The organism is Brevibacterium yomogidense, assembly GCF_900163715.1.
GTDB classification, from domain to species: Bacteria; Actinomycetota; Actinomycetes; order Actinomycetales; family Brevibacteriaceae; genus Brevibacterium; species Brevibacterium yomogidense_A.
Map to the genome: position 1 here is coordinate 14,281 of NZ_FWFF01000007.1, position 15,750 is coordinate 30,030.

Below are 15,750 nucleotides of genomic sequence, written 5' to 3' on the forward strand. Positions count from 1 at the left end.
CCCGCGTCCGATACGTTCTGATCATGGGACAGACCACATCACCTCGTCAGAGCACCGTTGCCGACGTCGTGCGCCGCACGGCACAGCGCACCCCCGACGCGACCGCCGTCGCATTCGGCGATCGCACGTGGACCTACCGTCAGTGGGACGGCGCCGTGACCGCCCTGGCCCGCCACTTCGTGGGGCTGGGCCTCGAGCACGGGGACCGCGTCGCCGCATTCGGCGCGAACTCGGATCTCTACGTCCTCACGTACCTCGCCTGTGCGCGGGCGGGGCTCGTCCACGTCCCCATCAACTTCCAGATGCGCGGCGATGAGCTCGACTACTTCTTCACGGACTCCGGGGCCACCGTCGTCTTCGCAGATGCCGCGCTCGCGGAGCACGTGACGGCGACGGCCTCCGGCCCGACGCTGTCGGTCCGGACGTTCGAGGACCTCGTGCCGGTCGCCGCCGCTGACGGCGGGGAGCCCCAGCGTGATGACGAGTTCACCGTCGTCGACACCGACGTCGCCCAGCTGCTCTACACGTCCGGCACGACGTCATCGCCCAAGGGCGCGATCATGACCCACCGCGCGCTGATCCACCACTACCTCAGCTGCCTCGACGTCCTGGACTTCGAAGCATCCGACCGGATGGTCCACGCCCTGCCGCTGTACCATTCGGCGCAGATGCACGTGTTCATGCTCCCGTCGCTCATGAAGGGCGGATACAACCTCATCGTTCCGGGACCGGTTCCGGCCCAGCTGTTCGAGATCTTCGAGAAGGAGCGGATCACAGCCTTCTTCGCCGCGCCCACCGTGTGGGTCGCACTCGCCAATCACGACGAGTTCGGTGCACGTGACCTCTCCAGCCTCACGAAGGGCTACTACGGCGCGTCCATCATGCCCGGGCCCGTCCTGGCACGACTGCGCGAGGCGCTGCCGGGCATGGGCTTCTACAACGCGTTCGGCCAGTCGGAGATGGGCCCTCTCGCCACCGTGCTGCGACCCGAGGAGCACGATGCGCACCCCGGGTCCGCCGGCCGTCCCGTGCTCTTCGTCGAGACCCGCGTGGTCGACTCCTCCGGGAAGGACGTGGCTCCCGGCGAGCAGGGTGAGATCCTCTACCGCTCGCCACAGCTCTGCGAGGGGTACTGGAACAAGCCCGAAGCGACGGAAGAGGCGTTCCGGGGCGGATGGTTCCACTCCGGCGACCTCGTGGTCCAGGATGAGGAGGGCTTCATCGAAGTCGTCGACCGAGTGAAGGACGTCATCAACACGGGTGGCGTGCTCGTCGCCTCCCGCCAGGTCGAGGACGCGATCTTCGAGCTCGACGCCGTCGCAGAGGTCGCCGTCGTCGGCACTCCGGATGAGAAGTGGATCGAGGCGATCACTGCCTACGTCGTGAAGAAGGGCGAGATCGACGGCGATGCCGTCATCGCCCACGTCCGCGAACGCCTCGCACCGTTCAAGGTGCCGAAGGCGGTGCACTTCATCGATGAGCTGCCCAAGAACACCTCCGGGAAGATCCTCAAGCGCCAGCTGCGCTCCTGAGGGGCCGACTGCCTGCCCCTTATTTGCCACAACACAAAAGAGCGACTACCCTAAAACTATGCAGAGAATGCAGGAAGCCGACCTCACGGACCAGGTGCGCCGCGCTGGAATGCGCGCCACACCGGGCCGTGTCGCCGCACTAGACTTCCTCACCGCGAACCCGCACTGCACTGCGGCGGAAGTCCATGCCGGCATCGCGGAACAGCTCCCGTCACTCTCGATGCAATCCGTCCACAACGTCGTGAACGACCTGACGGAGAAGGGTCTTCTCCGTCGCGTCGACGCACCGGGCGCAGCCCGCTACGAGACGCGGACGGACGACAACCACCATCACATCCGGTGTGTGGTGTGCCACCGCATCGAGGACGTGGACTGCGTGACCGGAGATGCTCCGTGCCTCTCCCCCGTCGGCACCAGTGGGATGCCTGTGCTCCTCAGCGCAGACGTCACGTTCCAGGCGGTCTGCACGGAGTGCGTCGGCGCGTGGGAGGCATCCCACGCCTCGACGGCCTGATGCCTGCCCGCGCTGCCCCGAACCGGCCCCAGTCCCCCTCAACCTCTCCTGCAGAGACATGTTTCGATCGGAAGGAAGAACATGACACAGTTTGATCCGACAAAGCCTTCGACCACGGAGACCGGCGCGCCGCGCGAATCCGACGCCCACTCGCTGAGCGTCGGCGCCGATGGCCCCCTGATGCTCCATGACGTCGCCCTCGTGGAGAAGCTCGCACGCTTCGACCGTGAGCGCGTCCCGGAGCGCAGCCCCCACGCGAAGGGCTCCGGCGCCTTCGGTGAGTTCGAGGTGCTCGAGGACGTCAGCAAGTACACGAAGGCGGACTTCCTGCAGCCGGGCAAGAAGACCCGCATGCTCGCACGCTTCTCCACCGTCGCCGGTGAGCTGGGCTCGCCGGACTCGTGGCGCGACGTCCGCGGCTTCGCCCTGAAGTTCTACACCGACGAGGGCAACTTCGACATGGTGGGCAACAACACGCCCATCTTCTTCGTCCGCGATCCGATGAAGTTCCCGGACTTCATCCATTCGCAGAAGCGCACGCCGGATTCCGGCCTCCGCTCTGCGAACATGCAGTGGGACTTCTGGACCAACTCGCCGGAATCAGCTCACCAGGTCTCCTACCTCATGGGCGACCGCGGCCTGCCGAAGACGTGGCGTCACATGAACGGCTACTCGTCGCACACCTACATGTGGATCAACGCGGAGGGCGAGAAGTTCTGGGTGCAGTACCACTTCCACACGGAACAGGGCGAGCAGAACATGACGAACGACGAAGCGGCACAGCTCGCCGCTGAGGACGCGGACGTCCACCGCCGTGACCTGTTCGACGCGATCGAGCGCGGAGATCACCCCAGCTGGACTCTGTCGGTGCAGATCATGCCGTACGAAGAGGCGAAGACCTACCGCTTCAATCCGTTCGATCTCACGAAGACCTGGTCGCACAAGGACTACCCGCTGCACCGCGTCGGCCGGTTCACACTCAACGAGAACCCGGTCAACCACTTCGCACAGATCGAGCAGGCCGCCTTCAGCCCCGCGAACACCGTGCCCGGCACGGGCGTCTCGCCCGACAAGATGCTGCTGGGCCGCGTGTTCTCCTACCCGGACGCGCAGCGTCACCGCATCGGCACGAACTTCAACCAGCTGCCGGTGAACGCGCCGAAGAACCCGACGAACTCCTACGACAAGGAGGGCGCGATGCAGTACCACCACTCGGGTGATGCCCCGGTGTACGCGCCCAACTCGTACGGTCGCGCCTACCAGGACACCCAGGGCCAGGTGGACAACGGCTGGGAGTCCGACGGCTCTCTGGTGCGCTCGGCGTACTCGCTGCACTCGGAGGACGACGACTTCGGACAGGCGCACACGCTGGTCCGCGAGGTCTACACCGATGAGCAGCGCGACCGCCTCGTCGAGACGGTCACCGGCAGCCTCATCCCCGAGGTCCAGGAGCCCGTCCTGTCGAACGTCTTCCAGTACTGGAAGAACATCGACGCCGAGGTCGGCCAGCGCATCCAGGATCTCTACTTCGAGAAGACCGGGAAGGCACAGGCCTGAGCCTCGCGTGACGCGCGCTCGCCGGGATCTCCGGACTTCTGACGCAGCATGACGGAAGCCCCGTCGCCACGGATATCCGCGGCGACGGGGCTTCCGTCGCATCGGCACCCGTCGATAGGCAGAGAAGGCCGCCGCTCCGTGTCACTGTGTGGATCGCGAGCTTGCGATGAGTGGACGGACCTCCAGAGGTACTCCCCACAACGGATGCGTCCCAGATGGTGGCGAGGTATTCATACCAAGCGCTTCGACCCGTTCGATGGCCGCCGTGGGAACCCAGGAGCAGTTCCGTCAAGAACACACAGGGAGTGGTCCCACGATTGCCCGCCCCACGTCGCCGTCTCGACACCGATCAGCATCGTCCAGTGTTATCTGGCCGACTGATTCACCCAGCTGGCGGTTCATGTCCAGTGACGCGGTCTCGCCGCGCCCCCTTGTGCGCTCGGAGCGCTCGGAGTGCACACACGATGGCGACGAGATCGACGATCTCCTGCAGGAGGGCACCCACCACTGCGGGTAGGTACCCGAATGCGGCAACGAGCATCAAGCCCACTGAGATGACGATGCCCATCCAGATCGACTGCAACGCGATCTGCACGGTCCGCCGCGAGACATACGCGACATCTGCCACGCGCGCAATGTCATTCGAGGTGATCACCGCCGCTGCCGACTCACTCGCAGCAGTGGCCCCTCGGCCCGCCATTGCGATGCCTACGTCAGCGGCTGCCAGCACGGGGGCATCGTTGATCCCGTCACCGACCATGAGCACGGGCCGCGGCCGCATGGCTTGTACGATCTCGACTTTGGTTCGGGGCGTGGTCTCAGCGTGAGCCGTCTGGATGCCAACCGCGTGTGCGACGGACTCTGCAGTGGATGTGACGTCGCCGGTCACCATCGCGATCTCTGTCACGCCGGCTTCGCGAAGGCGGGTCACGGTGTCTGCTGCGTTCGGACGAATCGGGTCGGACAGGATGATGACGCCCGCCAGTTCGTCACCGACTGCCACGTACACGGCCGTCTCTCCAGCTTGGAGTGCGGGGCGGGCGATCGGCCCGGTCACCTCTTCGATGAACGCAGGTTTCCCGACTCGCACCACGGCCCCCCCTACCAGGGAGGCGAGCACCCCATTCGTCGCCACTTCGTCAGCATGCGTCACTTCCGGCAATTCGAGCTGGTGGGTTCTTGCCGCTGCCACGATGGGGTCGGCGAACACATGCACGGAGTACTGCTCAGCGGCAGCCGCGAGCCGCAGCGTCTCGCTCGCCGTGCGGGAGGCCGGGTGAAGATCCACCACATCGGCTTTACCCTGCGTCAGGGTGCCGGTCTTATCGAACGCTGCCGAACGAACCCGGGCGAGCACCTCCAGGACGCCACCATCTTTGATGATGACGTTCAGCTTCGCGGCTGAACTCATACCCCCCATGAACGCGACAGGTGCAGCGATCAGCAACGGGCACGGTGTCGCAACCACGAGCACCTCAGCGAAACGCACCGGGTCACCGCTCAGGAACCAGGCGAGGCCTGCGATGAGCAGCGAAACAGCAGTGAACGGCAGCGCATACCTATCGGCGAGGCGCACCATGGGTGCGCGGGATTCCACGGCTTCTTCTACGAGCCGCACGATCGATGCGTAGTTAGAATCGGCCGCCACCTTCTGAGCGCGCATCGTGAAACTCGTGGTGCCGTTCACCGTCCCAGACAGCACAGGGTCGCCCGCGCGACAGCTCGCCGGGATCGGCTCACCGGTCACCGACGATTCATCGATCGTCGCGTGATCCGACAGCAGCAGTCCGTCAACCGGGAGAATCTCCGAGGATCGCACCAGCAGCGCATCGCCCACCGCGACCTCTTCGATCGCCACTCGTTCGACTTCCCCGGTCACCGGGTGGATCCGCCCTGCGAACGCTGGGGCTCGGGTCAGCAGCTGGTCGAGTTCCCGGCTTGCACGACGCGCGGCCAGATCCTCCAGCGCTTCGCCCCCTGTGAGCATCAACGCGATGATGAGCCCCGCGACATACTCATGCACAGCAAGAGTGGCGATCATGGCGATGACAGCAAGGACGTCGAGCCCCCAATGACCATGCATCAGATCCCGGACCATGCCTGAGGCAGTGATGACGATCACGACGCTGAGCACCAGGTAGGCGGTGACAGCGAGAGCTGTCGTCAGGCCGGTCAGCCAGAGCACCACCCCGGCCGTCAGCCCGAGCATCACGAAGATCATGAGCTTGCGGCTGCGGAGAAGCTCTACTGTCGGTGAGGTCGCGCGCGGCGATTGTCCGGTGTCAGGTGTGACGGTCTGTGCTGGCACTGCCGCGTCCTCAGTCCTTCTTTTCGAACAAAGACCTTCTGGTGGGCCCAGAGGGACTCGAACCCCCGGCCCCCTCGGTGTAAACGAGGTGCTCTGACCAACTGAGCTATAGGCCCCACACCGCTCATGCGGCGGCTCAAGTATCGCACACGGGTGCCATCCGTTCATCATTCATCTGAAGCGCGTCACGTCGGAGCGCACCAGGCGAACTTGCGCCGAACTGCGCAAGAAGCGTCTTTCCTGCGACATACGGATTACGGAACGATCACGGTCGGTCACGTTTGATGACGAATCGGCAGAACGGTCCGAACACAATGATCAATAATTGTTCCGCATCCCCTGTGTTCCTACTGTGGGCCTCAAGAGATCGGTTCTCCCTCACCGTGGAGGGTCCGGTCGACGTCAGGATCCTCCGCCCGGACCGCGGAGAACCGGAATGGAGCATCGGTGATGAAGAAGCAGACCCTCGCCCCCGCCGTCCTCGCCTCCCTCACAGCGGCGGGCCTCGTTCTCGCACCGGCCGCAGCGCACGCGCAGGATTCGGACGCGCAGAACGTCACTCTCTCCGATTCGGCCGCAGACCCGACGGCGACTCCCACACAGGAGCCCGAGGAGAAGCAGCAGACGCAGGCAGAGGCGCCCGCGGAGGAAGAACCGAGCCAGAACGAGGAGACTCCCGAGGAGCCCGAGGAGCCCTCATCGCCCCAGCCGTCAGACGACAGTACGTCTGACGAGCCGACGGACGGAGCCACAGAGACTGAAGCGCCCACGGAAGAACCGACCGAGGACCCGACTGAGGACGCCGACACAGCTGACGTGACGGTCACCCCGCAGGACGTCCGTCTCACCGACGTCGTCTATGTCTCCGGCGACGAGGCGCCCAGCGGCGCGACCATCACCGGAACCGAACTCGAGCCGGAGACGCAGTACACCGTCACCGTCACGGGCGGGCCCGAAACGTCAGGCGAACGCCAGGTGACCACCTCCGCGGACGGGTTGTTCACAGAGTCCTACACGATCGAGGTCGACTCCGACGCAGACCTGGAGTCCTTCGCCGGAGACCGCAGTGTGTCGGTCACCGATTCAGAAGGCGTGACGGTCGACGAAGGCTCGTTCGAGATCCTCAACGACATCGAAGACGACGAGACCGACGAGGACGAAGAGGTCCAGGCGGATCCCGCACTGGACCTGCCGAACTCGATCGAGGTCGATGACGTCATGGTCCCGCAGGGTGAGGAGCCCGGCGACCGCGGCCTGCAGATCGCCGCGACGGACCTGGCACCGGGCGAGTGGTACACGTTCCGCGTCATCGCACCGGACGACACCCCGGACCTGTCGACGGAGTTCGAGGTCGAAGCCGACGAGGACGGCAATGCGGTCGGCGCCTACTTCATCGAGTGGTATGGCGACTACAGCGCCGACGTCATCGCCGGCACCTTCACGATCGAGCTCGCAGGCGAAGACGTGGTGCTCGATTCCGCGGATGTCGAGTTCACCGTCGGGTCCGAGGACGACGACTCTGACGACGGAGACGACTCCGACGAGGGCGAGGACGGCGGCGACGGGTCGGACGACGGGGACGAGTCGGATGACAGCGACGATGGTCAGCCCGGCGAAGACGACGGGGACGACTCCGACGAGGCAGATCTGGACCCGGCGATCACGGTGTCGCCCGAGACCCTGTCCGCGGCGAGCTTCATGGACTACGACACGGGCGTCCAAGTCACTGCTTCCAACTGCCTGCCGGGCGATATGGTCTCGCTCGAGGTCATGTGGCCGGGCACCGACGAGGTGGCGTACGCGGACGGGATCGAAGCGGACGATGACGGCGCGGCCTCGTTCTCCTTCTACGGGACGGGCTCGAATGCGGCGGACTACGTCGGAACCTGGAATGTCTCGATCAGCTGCGGCGGCGAGACGGCCACCGATTCCTTCACGGTCACGGGAGACGCGGGCGATGACGGCGACAGCGGATCCGAGCTGCCGCGCACCGGTTCCGATGCCGGCATCCTCGCGATCGCAGCGGCCGGTCTGCTGACAGTGGGCGCAGCGACGGTCATGCTCAGCTCGCGGCCGAAGCGCCGGGACACCTTCTGAGCGCGGTGAGCCGCTGACGCGCAAGAGGTGCGGGCCGGGAGGATGTCCTCCCGGCCCGCACCTCTTGCGTTCCACCTGCGGTGAGTGTGGGATTCGAACCCACGGACCCTTGCAGGTCAACGGTTTTCAAGACCGTCACATTCGGCCGCTCTGTCAACTCACCACTCGCCGACCGAAGCCGGCGCCCAGCTATTCTCGCACATGCCGTGGAGCACCTGGACATTAGCAGAACCGGCTCATCACCGGACATGAGAACGCCGGGACATCGTGATGATGCCCCGGCGTTTCTGCTGGTCGGGATAGCGGGATTCGAACCCACGACCTCCTCGTCCCGAACGAGGCGCGCTACCAAGCTGCGCTATATCCCGATGCTGTGGACGGTTCCTGAGAACCTGACAGCGAGACACAGTTTAACCATAATGACCTGCGAACTCCTAATCGAGGAGCCGGTAAGGTGCGACACAGCAGAACAGCGGATCCGCTCGGTCTTCTCCCGTGCCGACGGACCTCATCGATCGCCCTGCACACCGCCTCAGGAGGGGTATGGCTCTCACTACGGAGAGTGTCGCCGACGCTGCGATGCGCATCCTCTCGGACTTCGGTCTGGGCGACCTCACGATGCGTCGACTCGCACGGGAGTTGAACGTCCAGCCGTCCGCCCTCTACTGGCATGTCGCAGACAAGCAGTCGCTGTTCGTCCTCCTGGCAGCACGGATGGGCGCAGAAGCCGACGACCTCGATCGGCCCGCACCGGGCCAGGGCCGGCTCGCCAGCACGGTCGACGCGATCACCACGTACCGGGGCGTGCTCCTGCGCTATCGCGAGAGCGCGGACATCGTGCTCCTGGCCTACTCGCACTCCGGTCCGACGGTGCTGCCCTCAGCCCTCTCAGATCTCGATGCGGACACCCGCGACTTCGTGATCCCGTACGTCCTGGGCTCGATCGCGATCCTGCAGAACCGACGTCTGTTCGCGGGCGAGCCACTCGCGCCGCGCACCACGGGAGGAGGCTCCGACGGTCACGCCGAAGCCTCCTTCCGCACCGGTCTCACCCGACTGCTGACCGGCTGAGGCTCAGAGTCGCCGCCTGATCTTCTCCGCCGCCTCCTCGAGCACTGCAGCGTCCGTGAAGTCCGCTCGACGGCTCGCGTCGAAGTCTGCGAGAGAGGTCGTGGGCCAGACGTGGATGTGCACGTGGGGCACCTCATAGCCTTGGACCATGAGTCCCACCTTCTCGCACTCGAACGCCTCGCTCTGCGCCTTGCCGATCGTCTTGGCGACCGCGAAGAGATGCGCAGAGAGGTCGTCGTCCAGGTCGACCCAGTGCACGATCTCCTCACGGGGGACGACGAGGACGTGTCCCTCGGTCATCGGCTGCACATCGAGGAACGCCACGCACAGCTCGTCCTCGTACACGAAGACGCCCGGGATCTCGTTCTCGATGATCTTGGTGAAGAGGGATGCCACGTGTTCTCCTCCGTGTTCCGGGGCCCGTGAGGCCCACACAGTCATGTCGGATTCAGCGTAGCCGCCAGCGGCTCACCGCACGAAGCGGCCGAGGTCCCGCGGAGTCCCGAAGTCCGCGGTCTCCTCGTCGACGACGGAACCGGACGAGTCGGCGAGGAGCGCTGTGCGGTGCGGCCCGCCTCGGCGATGGTCGAAGACGTCGCAGGCACGCGAGAGGGCCCCGTGGGGCCAGAAGTCCGACAGGAGCGGGACGCTGTCCCACGCATCGCCCAGTTCGGCGATCGCCCACGCGCGCAGGGTGTACTTCGTGTCGCACGAGACGACCAGCGGCGCGATCCCGCGCGCACGGAGCCGGCCGGCCAGCCCGACCAGTGTCACCAGCTCATCAGCGCAGACGGGTGTGAAGGCGTACGGGACGAAGACGAGCAGCACCCCTCCGGATTCCGCTCCCGTCAGGAGCGGAACGTCCTCTCCCGTGTGTGCGGGGAGGGAGAGATCCGGAAGGGTGCGCCCACTCACCCGTAGTTCTTCTTGCCGACCAGCCGGTAGCCGGACCAGTCCGGCGCAGCACTCACCGTGGAGGTGACGTGCATGCCGGCTGTGGGCGCGGCGTCGGAGATGTCGGCCGGACGGATATGCCCGTCGCGGTTGGGCTTCGGTGTCAGCAGCCAGATGATGCCGCCGGTGGACAGGGTGGTCTGCGCGTCGACTATCGCATCCGTGAGATCCGGGTCATCTGCGCGCCACCACATGATGATCGCATCGAAGACGTCATCAACGTCGTCATCGGCCAGCTCCTCCTCAAGGACCTTCTCGATCGATTCGCGAAGATCGAAATCGACGTCCTCGTCGTAGCCGATCTCTTGTACGTACTGTCCCCGCTTGAAGTCGAGCGGAGTCGATGCGGAGTCCTGCGTGTCCCTCTCTGAGGCAGAAGTGCTCATGCGACCATTCTCCACATCCCTGACCGCCGGGCAAACGCCCGGGGTGCGATTCCCCTGGAATGAGAGGCGAGCAACACGTCTTCGCTCGTCCGCTGAGCCGTTCAACCCATATGCTGGAGGCAACCCCAGAGTGGGCAGTGCCACCGCAGACGGCTCCACCGGGCCACCGTGGCGCAGCCCGCAGGTGCTGTGCAGCAGCACCGCAACTTCAATGAGGAGGAATGTCGTGCCGACTAATCCTGGAGGACCGATCCTCAACGGTCTCCCCAGTCAGATCCCGGATATCGATCCGGAGGAGACCAGGGAATGGCTCGATTCGCTGGACGGTCTCATCGCTGAGGCGGGCCCTGTCCGCGCCCGGTACATCATGCTCAGCCTGCTCGACCGTGCACGCAAGAGCAATGTGGGCGTCCCCAGCCTCACGGCCACGGATTACATCAACTCGATCAGCCCCGAGGAAGAGCCGTGGTTCCCCGGCGACGAAGAGGTCGAGCGCACCTTCCGCCGCTGGAACCGCTGGAACGCCGCCATGCTGGTGCACCGCTCGCAGCGGCCCGGCATCGAGGTGGGCGGCCACATCTCGACCTACGCGTCCTCCGCGACGCTCTACGAAGTGGGGCTCAACCACTTCTTCCGCGGCAAGGACCACCCCGGCGGTGGCGACCACGTCTTCTACCAGGGCCACGCCTCCCCCGGCATGTACGCCCGGAGCTTCCTCGAGGGACGCATGAGCGCGGACCAGCTGGACGGATTCCGCCAGCAGGCCAGCCACATCGTCGACGGCAAGAACCTCGGCATCCCCTCCTACCCGCACCCGCGCCAGATGCAGGACTTCTGGGAGCACCCCACCGTCTCCATGGGCATCGGCCCCATGAACGCCATCACCCAGGCGCAGTTCGACAAGTACCTGCACAACCGCGGGATCAAGGACACCTCACAGCAGCAGACCTGGGCATTCCTGGGCGACGGTGAGCTGGACGAGCCGGAGAGCCGCGGCATGCTCCACGTCGCAGCCTACGAAGAGCTCGACAACCTGAACTTCGTCATCAACTGCAACCTCCAGCGCCTCGACGGTCCCGTGCGCGGCAACGGGAAGATCGTGCAGGAGCTCGAGTCGTACTTCCGCGGTGCCGGCTGGAACGTCATCAAGGTCGTCTGGGGCCGCGAATGGGACGCGCTGCTCGCCAAGGACCGCGACGGCGCACTCGTGAACCTCATGAACCAGACGCCGGACGGCGACTACCAGACCTACAAGGCGGAGGACGGCGGCTTCGTCCGCGACAACTTCTTCGGTCGCGACCCCCGCACCAAGGCGATGGTCGACGACCTCACGGACGAACAGATCTGGAACCTCAAGCGCGGCGGCCACGACTACCGCAAGGTGTACGCCGCCTACCGTGCCGCACAGGCGCACACGGGCCAGCCCACGGTCATCCTCGTGAAGACCGTGAAGGGCTACTCGCTGGGGCCGTCGTTCGAGGCGCGCAACGCGACGCACCAGATGAAGAAGATGACGATCGAGGACCTCAAGCTGGCCCGCGACCACTTCTCCGTCCCGATCACGGACGCGCAGCTCGAGGAGAATCCCAAGAAGCCGCCGTACTACCACCCCGGCGAGGATGCCCCGGAGATCCAGTACCTGCAGGAGCGTCGTCGCAAGCTCGGCGGGTACTCACCGGAGCGCCGGTCGAAGTACACGCAGATCGAGCTGCCCGGGAAGAAAGCGTACGAAGCCGCCCGGCGCGGGTCGGGGAAGCAGACGATCGCCACCACGATGGCCTTCGTCCGCGTCCTCAAGGACCTCATGCGCGACAAGGAGATCGGCCACCGCATCGTGCCGATCATCCCGGACGAGGCGCGCACGTTCGGCATGGACTCGTTCTTCCCGACTGCGAAGATCTACAACCCCCACGGGCAGAACTACATCTCCGTCGACCGCGACCTTTTCCTCGCGTACAAGGAGGCCACGGACGGGCAGCTGCTCCACGTGGGCATCAACGAGGCGGGAGCCACGTCGGCACTCACCGCGGTGGGCACGTCCTACGCCACCCACGGCGAGCCGATGATCCCCTTCTACATCTTCTACTCGATGTTCGGGTTCCAGCGGACCGGTGACTTCTTCTGGGCGGCCGGGGACCAGATGGCCCGCGGCTTCGTGCTCGGTGCGACCGCCGGACGCACGACGCTCACCGGTGAGGGACTCCAGCACGGCGACGGCCACTCGCACCTGCTCGCATCGACGTATCCGGCGATCCTCTCCTACGACCCCGCATACGGCTACGAGATCGGCCACATCGTGCGGGCCGGGCTCGAACGGATGTACGGGCAGGATGAGGAGAACCCGGCCGTCGACCCGAACGTCATGTACTACATCACGATGTACAACGAGCCGATGCAGCAGCCCAAGGAGCCCAAGGACCTCGACGTCGACGGCCTCCTCAAGGGCATGTACAAGCTGGCGGACGGCCCGGACAACGGTGGACCGAAGGTCCAGCTGCTGGCGTCCGGCGTCGCTGTCGCATGGGCGTACGAGGCCCAGCAGCTGCTGGCGGACGACTGGGGCGTGAGCGCGGACATCTGGTCCGTGACCTCGTGGAGTGAGCTGCGCCGTGACGGGCTCGCGGCGGACGAGCAGCGCCTGCTCGACCCGTCCGCGGAGCCGCGGGTGCCCCATGTGACCTCCGCACTGAAGGACACGGCAGGTCCCGTCGTCGCCGCGAGCGACTACATGCGGGCGGTGCAGGATCAGATCCGTCAGTACGTGCCGAACCACTTCTCATCGGTCGGCGCAGACGGCTACGCGATCTCCGACACCCGACCGGCGGCTCGCCGCCACTTCCTCATCGATGGCCCGTCCATCGCGGTGCAGGCTCTCATCAGCCTGGCCGACAGCGGAGAGATCGATATCTCGAAGGCGACGGAAGCAGCGAAGAAGTACGAGCTCGACGATCCGACTGCAGGCACCTCGGGCTCCCTGGAGGGCGGCGCCGCCTGACAGACCCTCCGCACGACGGCGGGGTGGGGACGGCTGCACCAGCGGCCGACCCCACCCCGCTGTCTTTCTGTGCGGAGTTGTCGAGTGTCCACAACGTCATAGGGGCTCACGCACGATAGTGTGCTTGCATGCTGGCTTCGAGATCGACCCATCAGGCGTCCCCCGGGCGCACTGACACCGCCCGCAGGCTGCAGGCCCGCGAAGAGCAGCTGGGGCACGTCGTCATCCAGCGCCTCGATGCACGTCTGGCGTGGTTCCGCAGCATGGACCCCGCAGACCGGCAGTGGGTGTCGGTGGTCGCGAAGTCGGGCATCTCGTCCTTCATCGACTGGTACCAGGACCCCGCCACTCCCCTGCGCGGCGTCCTCGACGTCTTCCGCTCCGCTCCACGGGAGCTGGTCCGCTCCGTCTCCCTCCAGCAGACCCTGCAGCTGCTGCGCGTCGTCGTCCAGGTCGTCGAGGAGCGCGTACCGGACCTCGCCCAGCCGCGCGAGCAGCCTGAACTCAAGGAAGCCGTCCTCGTGTACTCGCGCGAGATCGCATTCGCCGCGGCAGACATCTACGCCCGTGCCGCCGAGGCCCGCGGCAGCTGGGACGCACGCCTCGAGGCGATGGTGATCGATGCACTCGTCCGAGGAGACTCGGTCGACGAGCTCGCGAGCAGATCCGCGGCCTTCGGCTGGCAGTCCCAGGGCAGCGTGTCCGTCCTCATCGGCCGCGCACCCCGCCGCTCCGCGCACAAGAGCATCTCCGAGATCCGCCGCGCCGCCCGCACGTGGGCGGAGGACGTCCTCGTCGGCATCCACGACGACCGCCTCCTCATCGTCCTGGGCGGCACCGAGGACCTCGATGCCGCGGCACTGGCCCTCTCCCACTACTACGGCCCCTCCGACGTCGTGGTGGGCCCGGAGGTCTCGACGCTCGCAGAAGCAGGCACGTCGGCCAAATCAGCGATGTGGGCGCTGCGGACCGCCTCCGCCTGGCAGTCGACGCCACGCCCGGTGCACGCCCACGACCTCCTGCCGGAACGCGCGATCGCCGGCGACGGCATCGCGACCGCAGCGCTCATCGATGACGTGTACGCGCCGCTCGCCGCCGGCAGCGGAAGCCTGCTCGAGACCGTCGCGGACTACCTGGACCACGGCGGCTCCCTCGAAGCGACCGGCCGCTCCCTCCACGTCCACCCGAACACCGTGCGCTACCGTCTGAAGAAGATCACGGGTCTCATCGGCCACGACCCGACCGAACCCCGTGCCGCCTTCGTCATCCGCATAGCCTTGGTGCTCGGTCGACTGTCGACGGTGGGACAGTTGGCACCACCCCACAAACCCACCTCAGGGTCCTGACAGCTCACGTAGTCTGCAACATTGAATCGAACGATGGGATATCACTGCTCGTGCTAGTCACCGCATGCCCTGGACAGGGCGCACAGAAGGCCGGCTTCCTCACGTCCTGGCTCGAACTCCCCGGCTTCTCCACCACGCTCGGCGAGCTCGCCGATGCGTCCGGGATCGACCTGCGCACCCACGGAACCGAATCCGACGACGCGACGATCACCGACACGGCGATCGCTCAGCCGCTGCTCGTCGCGGCGGCGATCGCTGCGCACGCGGAGATCTTCGGCGACGACCTGACGACGGATATCGTCGCGGGCCATAGCGTCGGCGAGATCGGCGCGGCAGCCATCGCGGGCATCCTCTCCCCCGCCCAGGCCATGACCCTCGTCCAGGCCCGCGGAGCGGCGATGGCCGATGCCGCGGCAGCAGCGGCCTCCGGCATGGCCGCCGTCGTGGGCGGGGACCCGGACGGCGTCCTCACCGCCATCACGGAGGCCGGACTGGAACCCGCCAATGTGAACGGCGGCGGACAGACGGTCGCAGCAGGCGCGCAGGACCGCATCGAGGAGTTCGCCGCGAACCCGCCGGACCGCGCACGCGTGATCCCGCTGAAGGTCGCCGGCGCGTTCCACACCTCGTTCATGAGCCCCGCGTCAGAAGCCGTCGCCGCGACCGCGACGACCCTGACGCCGAAGGATCCGTCAGTGACGATCCTCACGAACTCCGATGGCACGGCAGTCCGCTCCGGCGACGACTACCTGGACCTCCTCGTCTCGCAGGTGACGAATCCCGTCCGCTGGGACCTCTGCCAGGAGACGCTCCTGGCATCCGGCGTGACCGGGATCCTCGAACTGGTTCCCGGCGGGACCCTCACCGGACTCGCCAAGCGCGCGATGAAGGGTGTCGAGGTCTTCCCCGTGAAGTCCGCAGACGACATCGAAGCAGCCCGAGAATTCGTACGCGCCCATGCGGGCGCCTGAGATCCACCATCCGGGAAGG

At 66.2% G+C, this 15,750-nt stretch carries 12 protein-coding genes and 3 tRNA genes; 8 read left to right on the top strand and 7 right to left on the bottom strand.

The window, feature by feature from the left end; all coding sequences use genetic code 11:
* Nucleotides 1–23: 23 nt before the first annotated feature.
* The 3 genes from FM105_RS05125 (at nucleotide 24) to FM105_RS05135 (ending at nucleotide 3,603) form a co-directional block, all read left to right on the top strand.
* Nucleotides 24–1,532: a fatty acyl-CoA synthetase gene (locus FM105_RS05125; protein ID WP_087005949.1), complete on the top strand. Its 1,509-nt coding sequence runs from the start codon at nucleotides 24–26 to the stop codon at nucleotides 1,530–1,532.
* A 58-nt stretch (nucleotides 1,533–1,590) separates the two neighbouring features.
* Nucleotides 1,591–2,046 (top strand): Fur family transcriptional regulator, encoded by a 456-nt coding sequence (locus FM105_RS05130; protein ID WP_179207076.1) that lies wholly within the window; start codon nucleotides 1,591–1,593, stop codon nucleotides 2,044–2,046.
* Nucleotides 2,047–2,127: 81 nt separating this feature from the next.
* Nucleotides 2,128–3,603, top strand: coding sequence for a catalase (locus tag FM105_RS05135; protein ID WP_087005816.1), 1,476 nt, complete (start codon nucleotides 2,128–2,130; stop codon nucleotides 3,601–3,603).
* A 382-nt stretch (nucleotides 3,604–3,985) separates the two neighbouring features.
* Here the strand turns inward: FM105_RS05135 and FM105_RS05140 are convergent, their stop codons facing one another.
* Both FM105_RS05140 and FM105_RS05145 read right to left on the bottom strand, forming a co-directional pair.
* The gene (locus FM105_RS05140) at nucleotides 3,986–5,911 is read right to left on the bottom strand and encodes a heavy metal translocating P-type ATPase (protein WP_087005819.1); all 1,926 of its coding nucleotides are present in this window, start codon (nucleotides 5,909–5,911) and stop codon (nucleotides 3,986–3,988) included.
* A 39-nt stretch (nucleotides 5,912–5,950) separates the two neighbouring features.
* Nucleotides 5,951–6,027, bottom strand: a tRNA-Val gene (locus tag FM105_RS05145).
* 334 nt (nucleotides 6,028–6,361) lie between these two features.
* On the opposite strand from FM105_RS05145, the gene FM105_RS05150 reads away from it, so the two are divergent.
* Nucleotides 6,362–8,008 carry a hypothetical protein gene (locus FM105_RS05150; RefSeq protein WP_087005822.1) on the top strand — a complete coding sequence of 549 codons (1,647 nt, stop codon included), beginning with the start codon at nucleotides 6,362–6,364 and terminating at the stop codon, nucleotides 8,006–8,008.
* A gap of 78 nt (nucleotides 8,009–8,086) precedes the next feature.
* Here the strand turns inward: FM105_RS05150 and FM105_RS05155 are convergent.
* Nucleotides 8,087–8,171, bottom strand: a tRNA-Ser gene (locus FM105_RS05155).
* Between the two features lie 128 nt (nucleotides 8,172–8,299).
* Nucleotides 8,300–8,376: transfer RNA gene (locus FM105_RS05160), tRNA-Pro, on the bottom strand.
* 175 nt (nucleotides 8,377–8,551) lie between these two features.
* Between FM105_RS05160 and FM105_RS05165 the strand changes: the two genes are divergently transcribed.
* Nucleotides 8,552–9,079 carry a TetR family transcriptional regulator gene (locus tag FM105_RS05165; RefSeq protein WP_087005824.1) on the top strand — a complete coding sequence of 176 codons (528 nt, stop codon included), beginning with the start codon at nucleotides 8,552–8,554 and terminating at the stop codon, nucleotides 9,077–9,079.
* A 3-nt stretch (nucleotides 9,080–9,082) separates the two neighbouring features.
* Here the strand turns inward: FM105_RS05165 and FM105_RS05170 are convergent, their stop codons facing one another.
* The 3 genes from FM105_RS05170 to FM105_RS05180 all read right to left on the bottom strand — a co-directional run bounded on the left by FM105_RS05170 (nucleotide 9,083) and on the right by FM105_RS05180 (nucleotide 10,419).
* Complete coding sequence (locus tag FM105_RS05170) at nucleotides 9,083–9,475, bottom strand: HIT family protein (protein ID WP_087005827.1); 393 nt, start codon at nucleotides 9,473–9,475, stop codon at nucleotides 9,083–9,085.
* 72 nt (nucleotides 9,476–9,547) lie between these two features.
* Complete coding sequence (locus FM105_RS05175) at nucleotides 9,548–9,994, bottom strand: redoxin domain-containing protein (protein WP_179207077.1); 447 nt, start codon at nucleotides 9,992–9,994, stop codon at nucleotides 9,548–9,550.
* A complete protein-coding gene (locus tag FM105_RS05180; RefSeq protein ID WP_087005833.1) occupies nucleotides 9,991–10,419 on the bottom strand; it encodes a DUF3052 domain-containing protein in 429 nt (142 codons plus the stop codon). Before FM105_RS05180 ends, FM105_RS05175 begins: the two co-directional genes overlap by 4 nt.
* A 211-nt stretch (nucleotides 10,420–10,630) precedes the next feature.
* Between FM105_RS05180 and aceE the strand changes: the two genes are divergently transcribed.
* The 3 genes from aceE (at nucleotide 10,631) to FM105_RS05195 (ending at nucleotide 15,731) form a co-directional block, all read left to right on the top strand.
* Nucleotides 10,631–13,414 carry a pyruvate dehydrogenase (acetyl-transferring), homodimeric type gene (aceE, locus tag FM105_RS05185; protein ID WP_087005836.1) on the top strand — a complete coding sequence of 928 codons (2,784 nt, stop codon included), beginning with the start codon at nucleotides 10,631–10,633 and terminating at the stop codon, nucleotides 13,412–13,414.
* Nucleotides 13,415–13,542: 128 nt separating this feature from the next.
* Nucleotides 13,543–14,760, top strand: coding sequence for a PucR family transcriptional regulator (locus FM105_RS05190; protein WP_087005841.1), 1,218 nt, complete (start codon nucleotides 13,543–13,545; stop codon nucleotides 14,758–14,760).
* A 50-nt stretch (nucleotides 14,761–14,810) separates the two neighbouring features.
* The gene (locus tag FM105_RS05195; protein ID WP_087005844.1) at nucleotides 14,811–15,731 is read left to right on the top strand and encodes an ACP S-malonyltransferase; all 921 of its coding nucleotides are present in this window, start codon (nucleotides 14,811–14,813) and stop codon (nucleotides 15,729–15,731) included.
* The last annotated feature ends 19 nt before the right edge of the window (nucleotides 15,732–15,750 follow it).

What these genes read in the sequence shown, in the direction of transcription:
- FM105_RS05165 (WP_087005824.1), top strand. Translation starts at nt 8,552, where the DNA reads ATGGCTCTCACTACGGAGAGTGTCGCCGACGCTGCGATGCGCATCCTC.
- FM105_RS05150 (WP_087005822.1), top strand. Translation starts at nt 6,362, where the DNA reads ATGAAGAAGCAGACCCTCGCCCCCGCCGTCCTCGCCTCCCTCACAGCG.
- FM105_RS05125 (WP_087005949.1), top strand. Translation starts at nt 24, where the DNA reads ATGGGACAGACCACATCACCTCGTCAGAGCACCGTTGCCGACGTCGTG.
- FM105_RS05135 (WP_087005816.1), top strand. Translation starts at nt 2,128, where the DNA reads ATGACACAGTTTGATCCGACAAAGCCTTCGACCACGGAGACCGGCGCG.
- FM105_RS05130 (WP_179207076.1), top strand. Translation starts at nt 1,591, where the DNA reads ATGCAGAGAATGCAGGAAGCCGACCTCACGGACCAGGTGCGCCGCGCT.
- aceE (WP_087005836.1), top strand. Translation starts at nt 10,631, where the DNA reads ATGAGGAGGAATGTCGTGCCGACTAATCCTGGAGGACCGATCCTCAAC.
- FM105_RS05190 (WP_087005841.1), top strand. Translation starts at nt 13,543, where the DNA reads ATGCTGGCTTCGAGATCGACCCATCAGGCGTCCCCCGGGCGCACTGAC.
- FM105_RS05180 (WP_087005833.1), bottom strand. Translation starts at nt 10,419, where the DNA reads ATGAGCACTTCTGCCTCAGAGAGGGACACGCAGGACTCCGCATCGACT.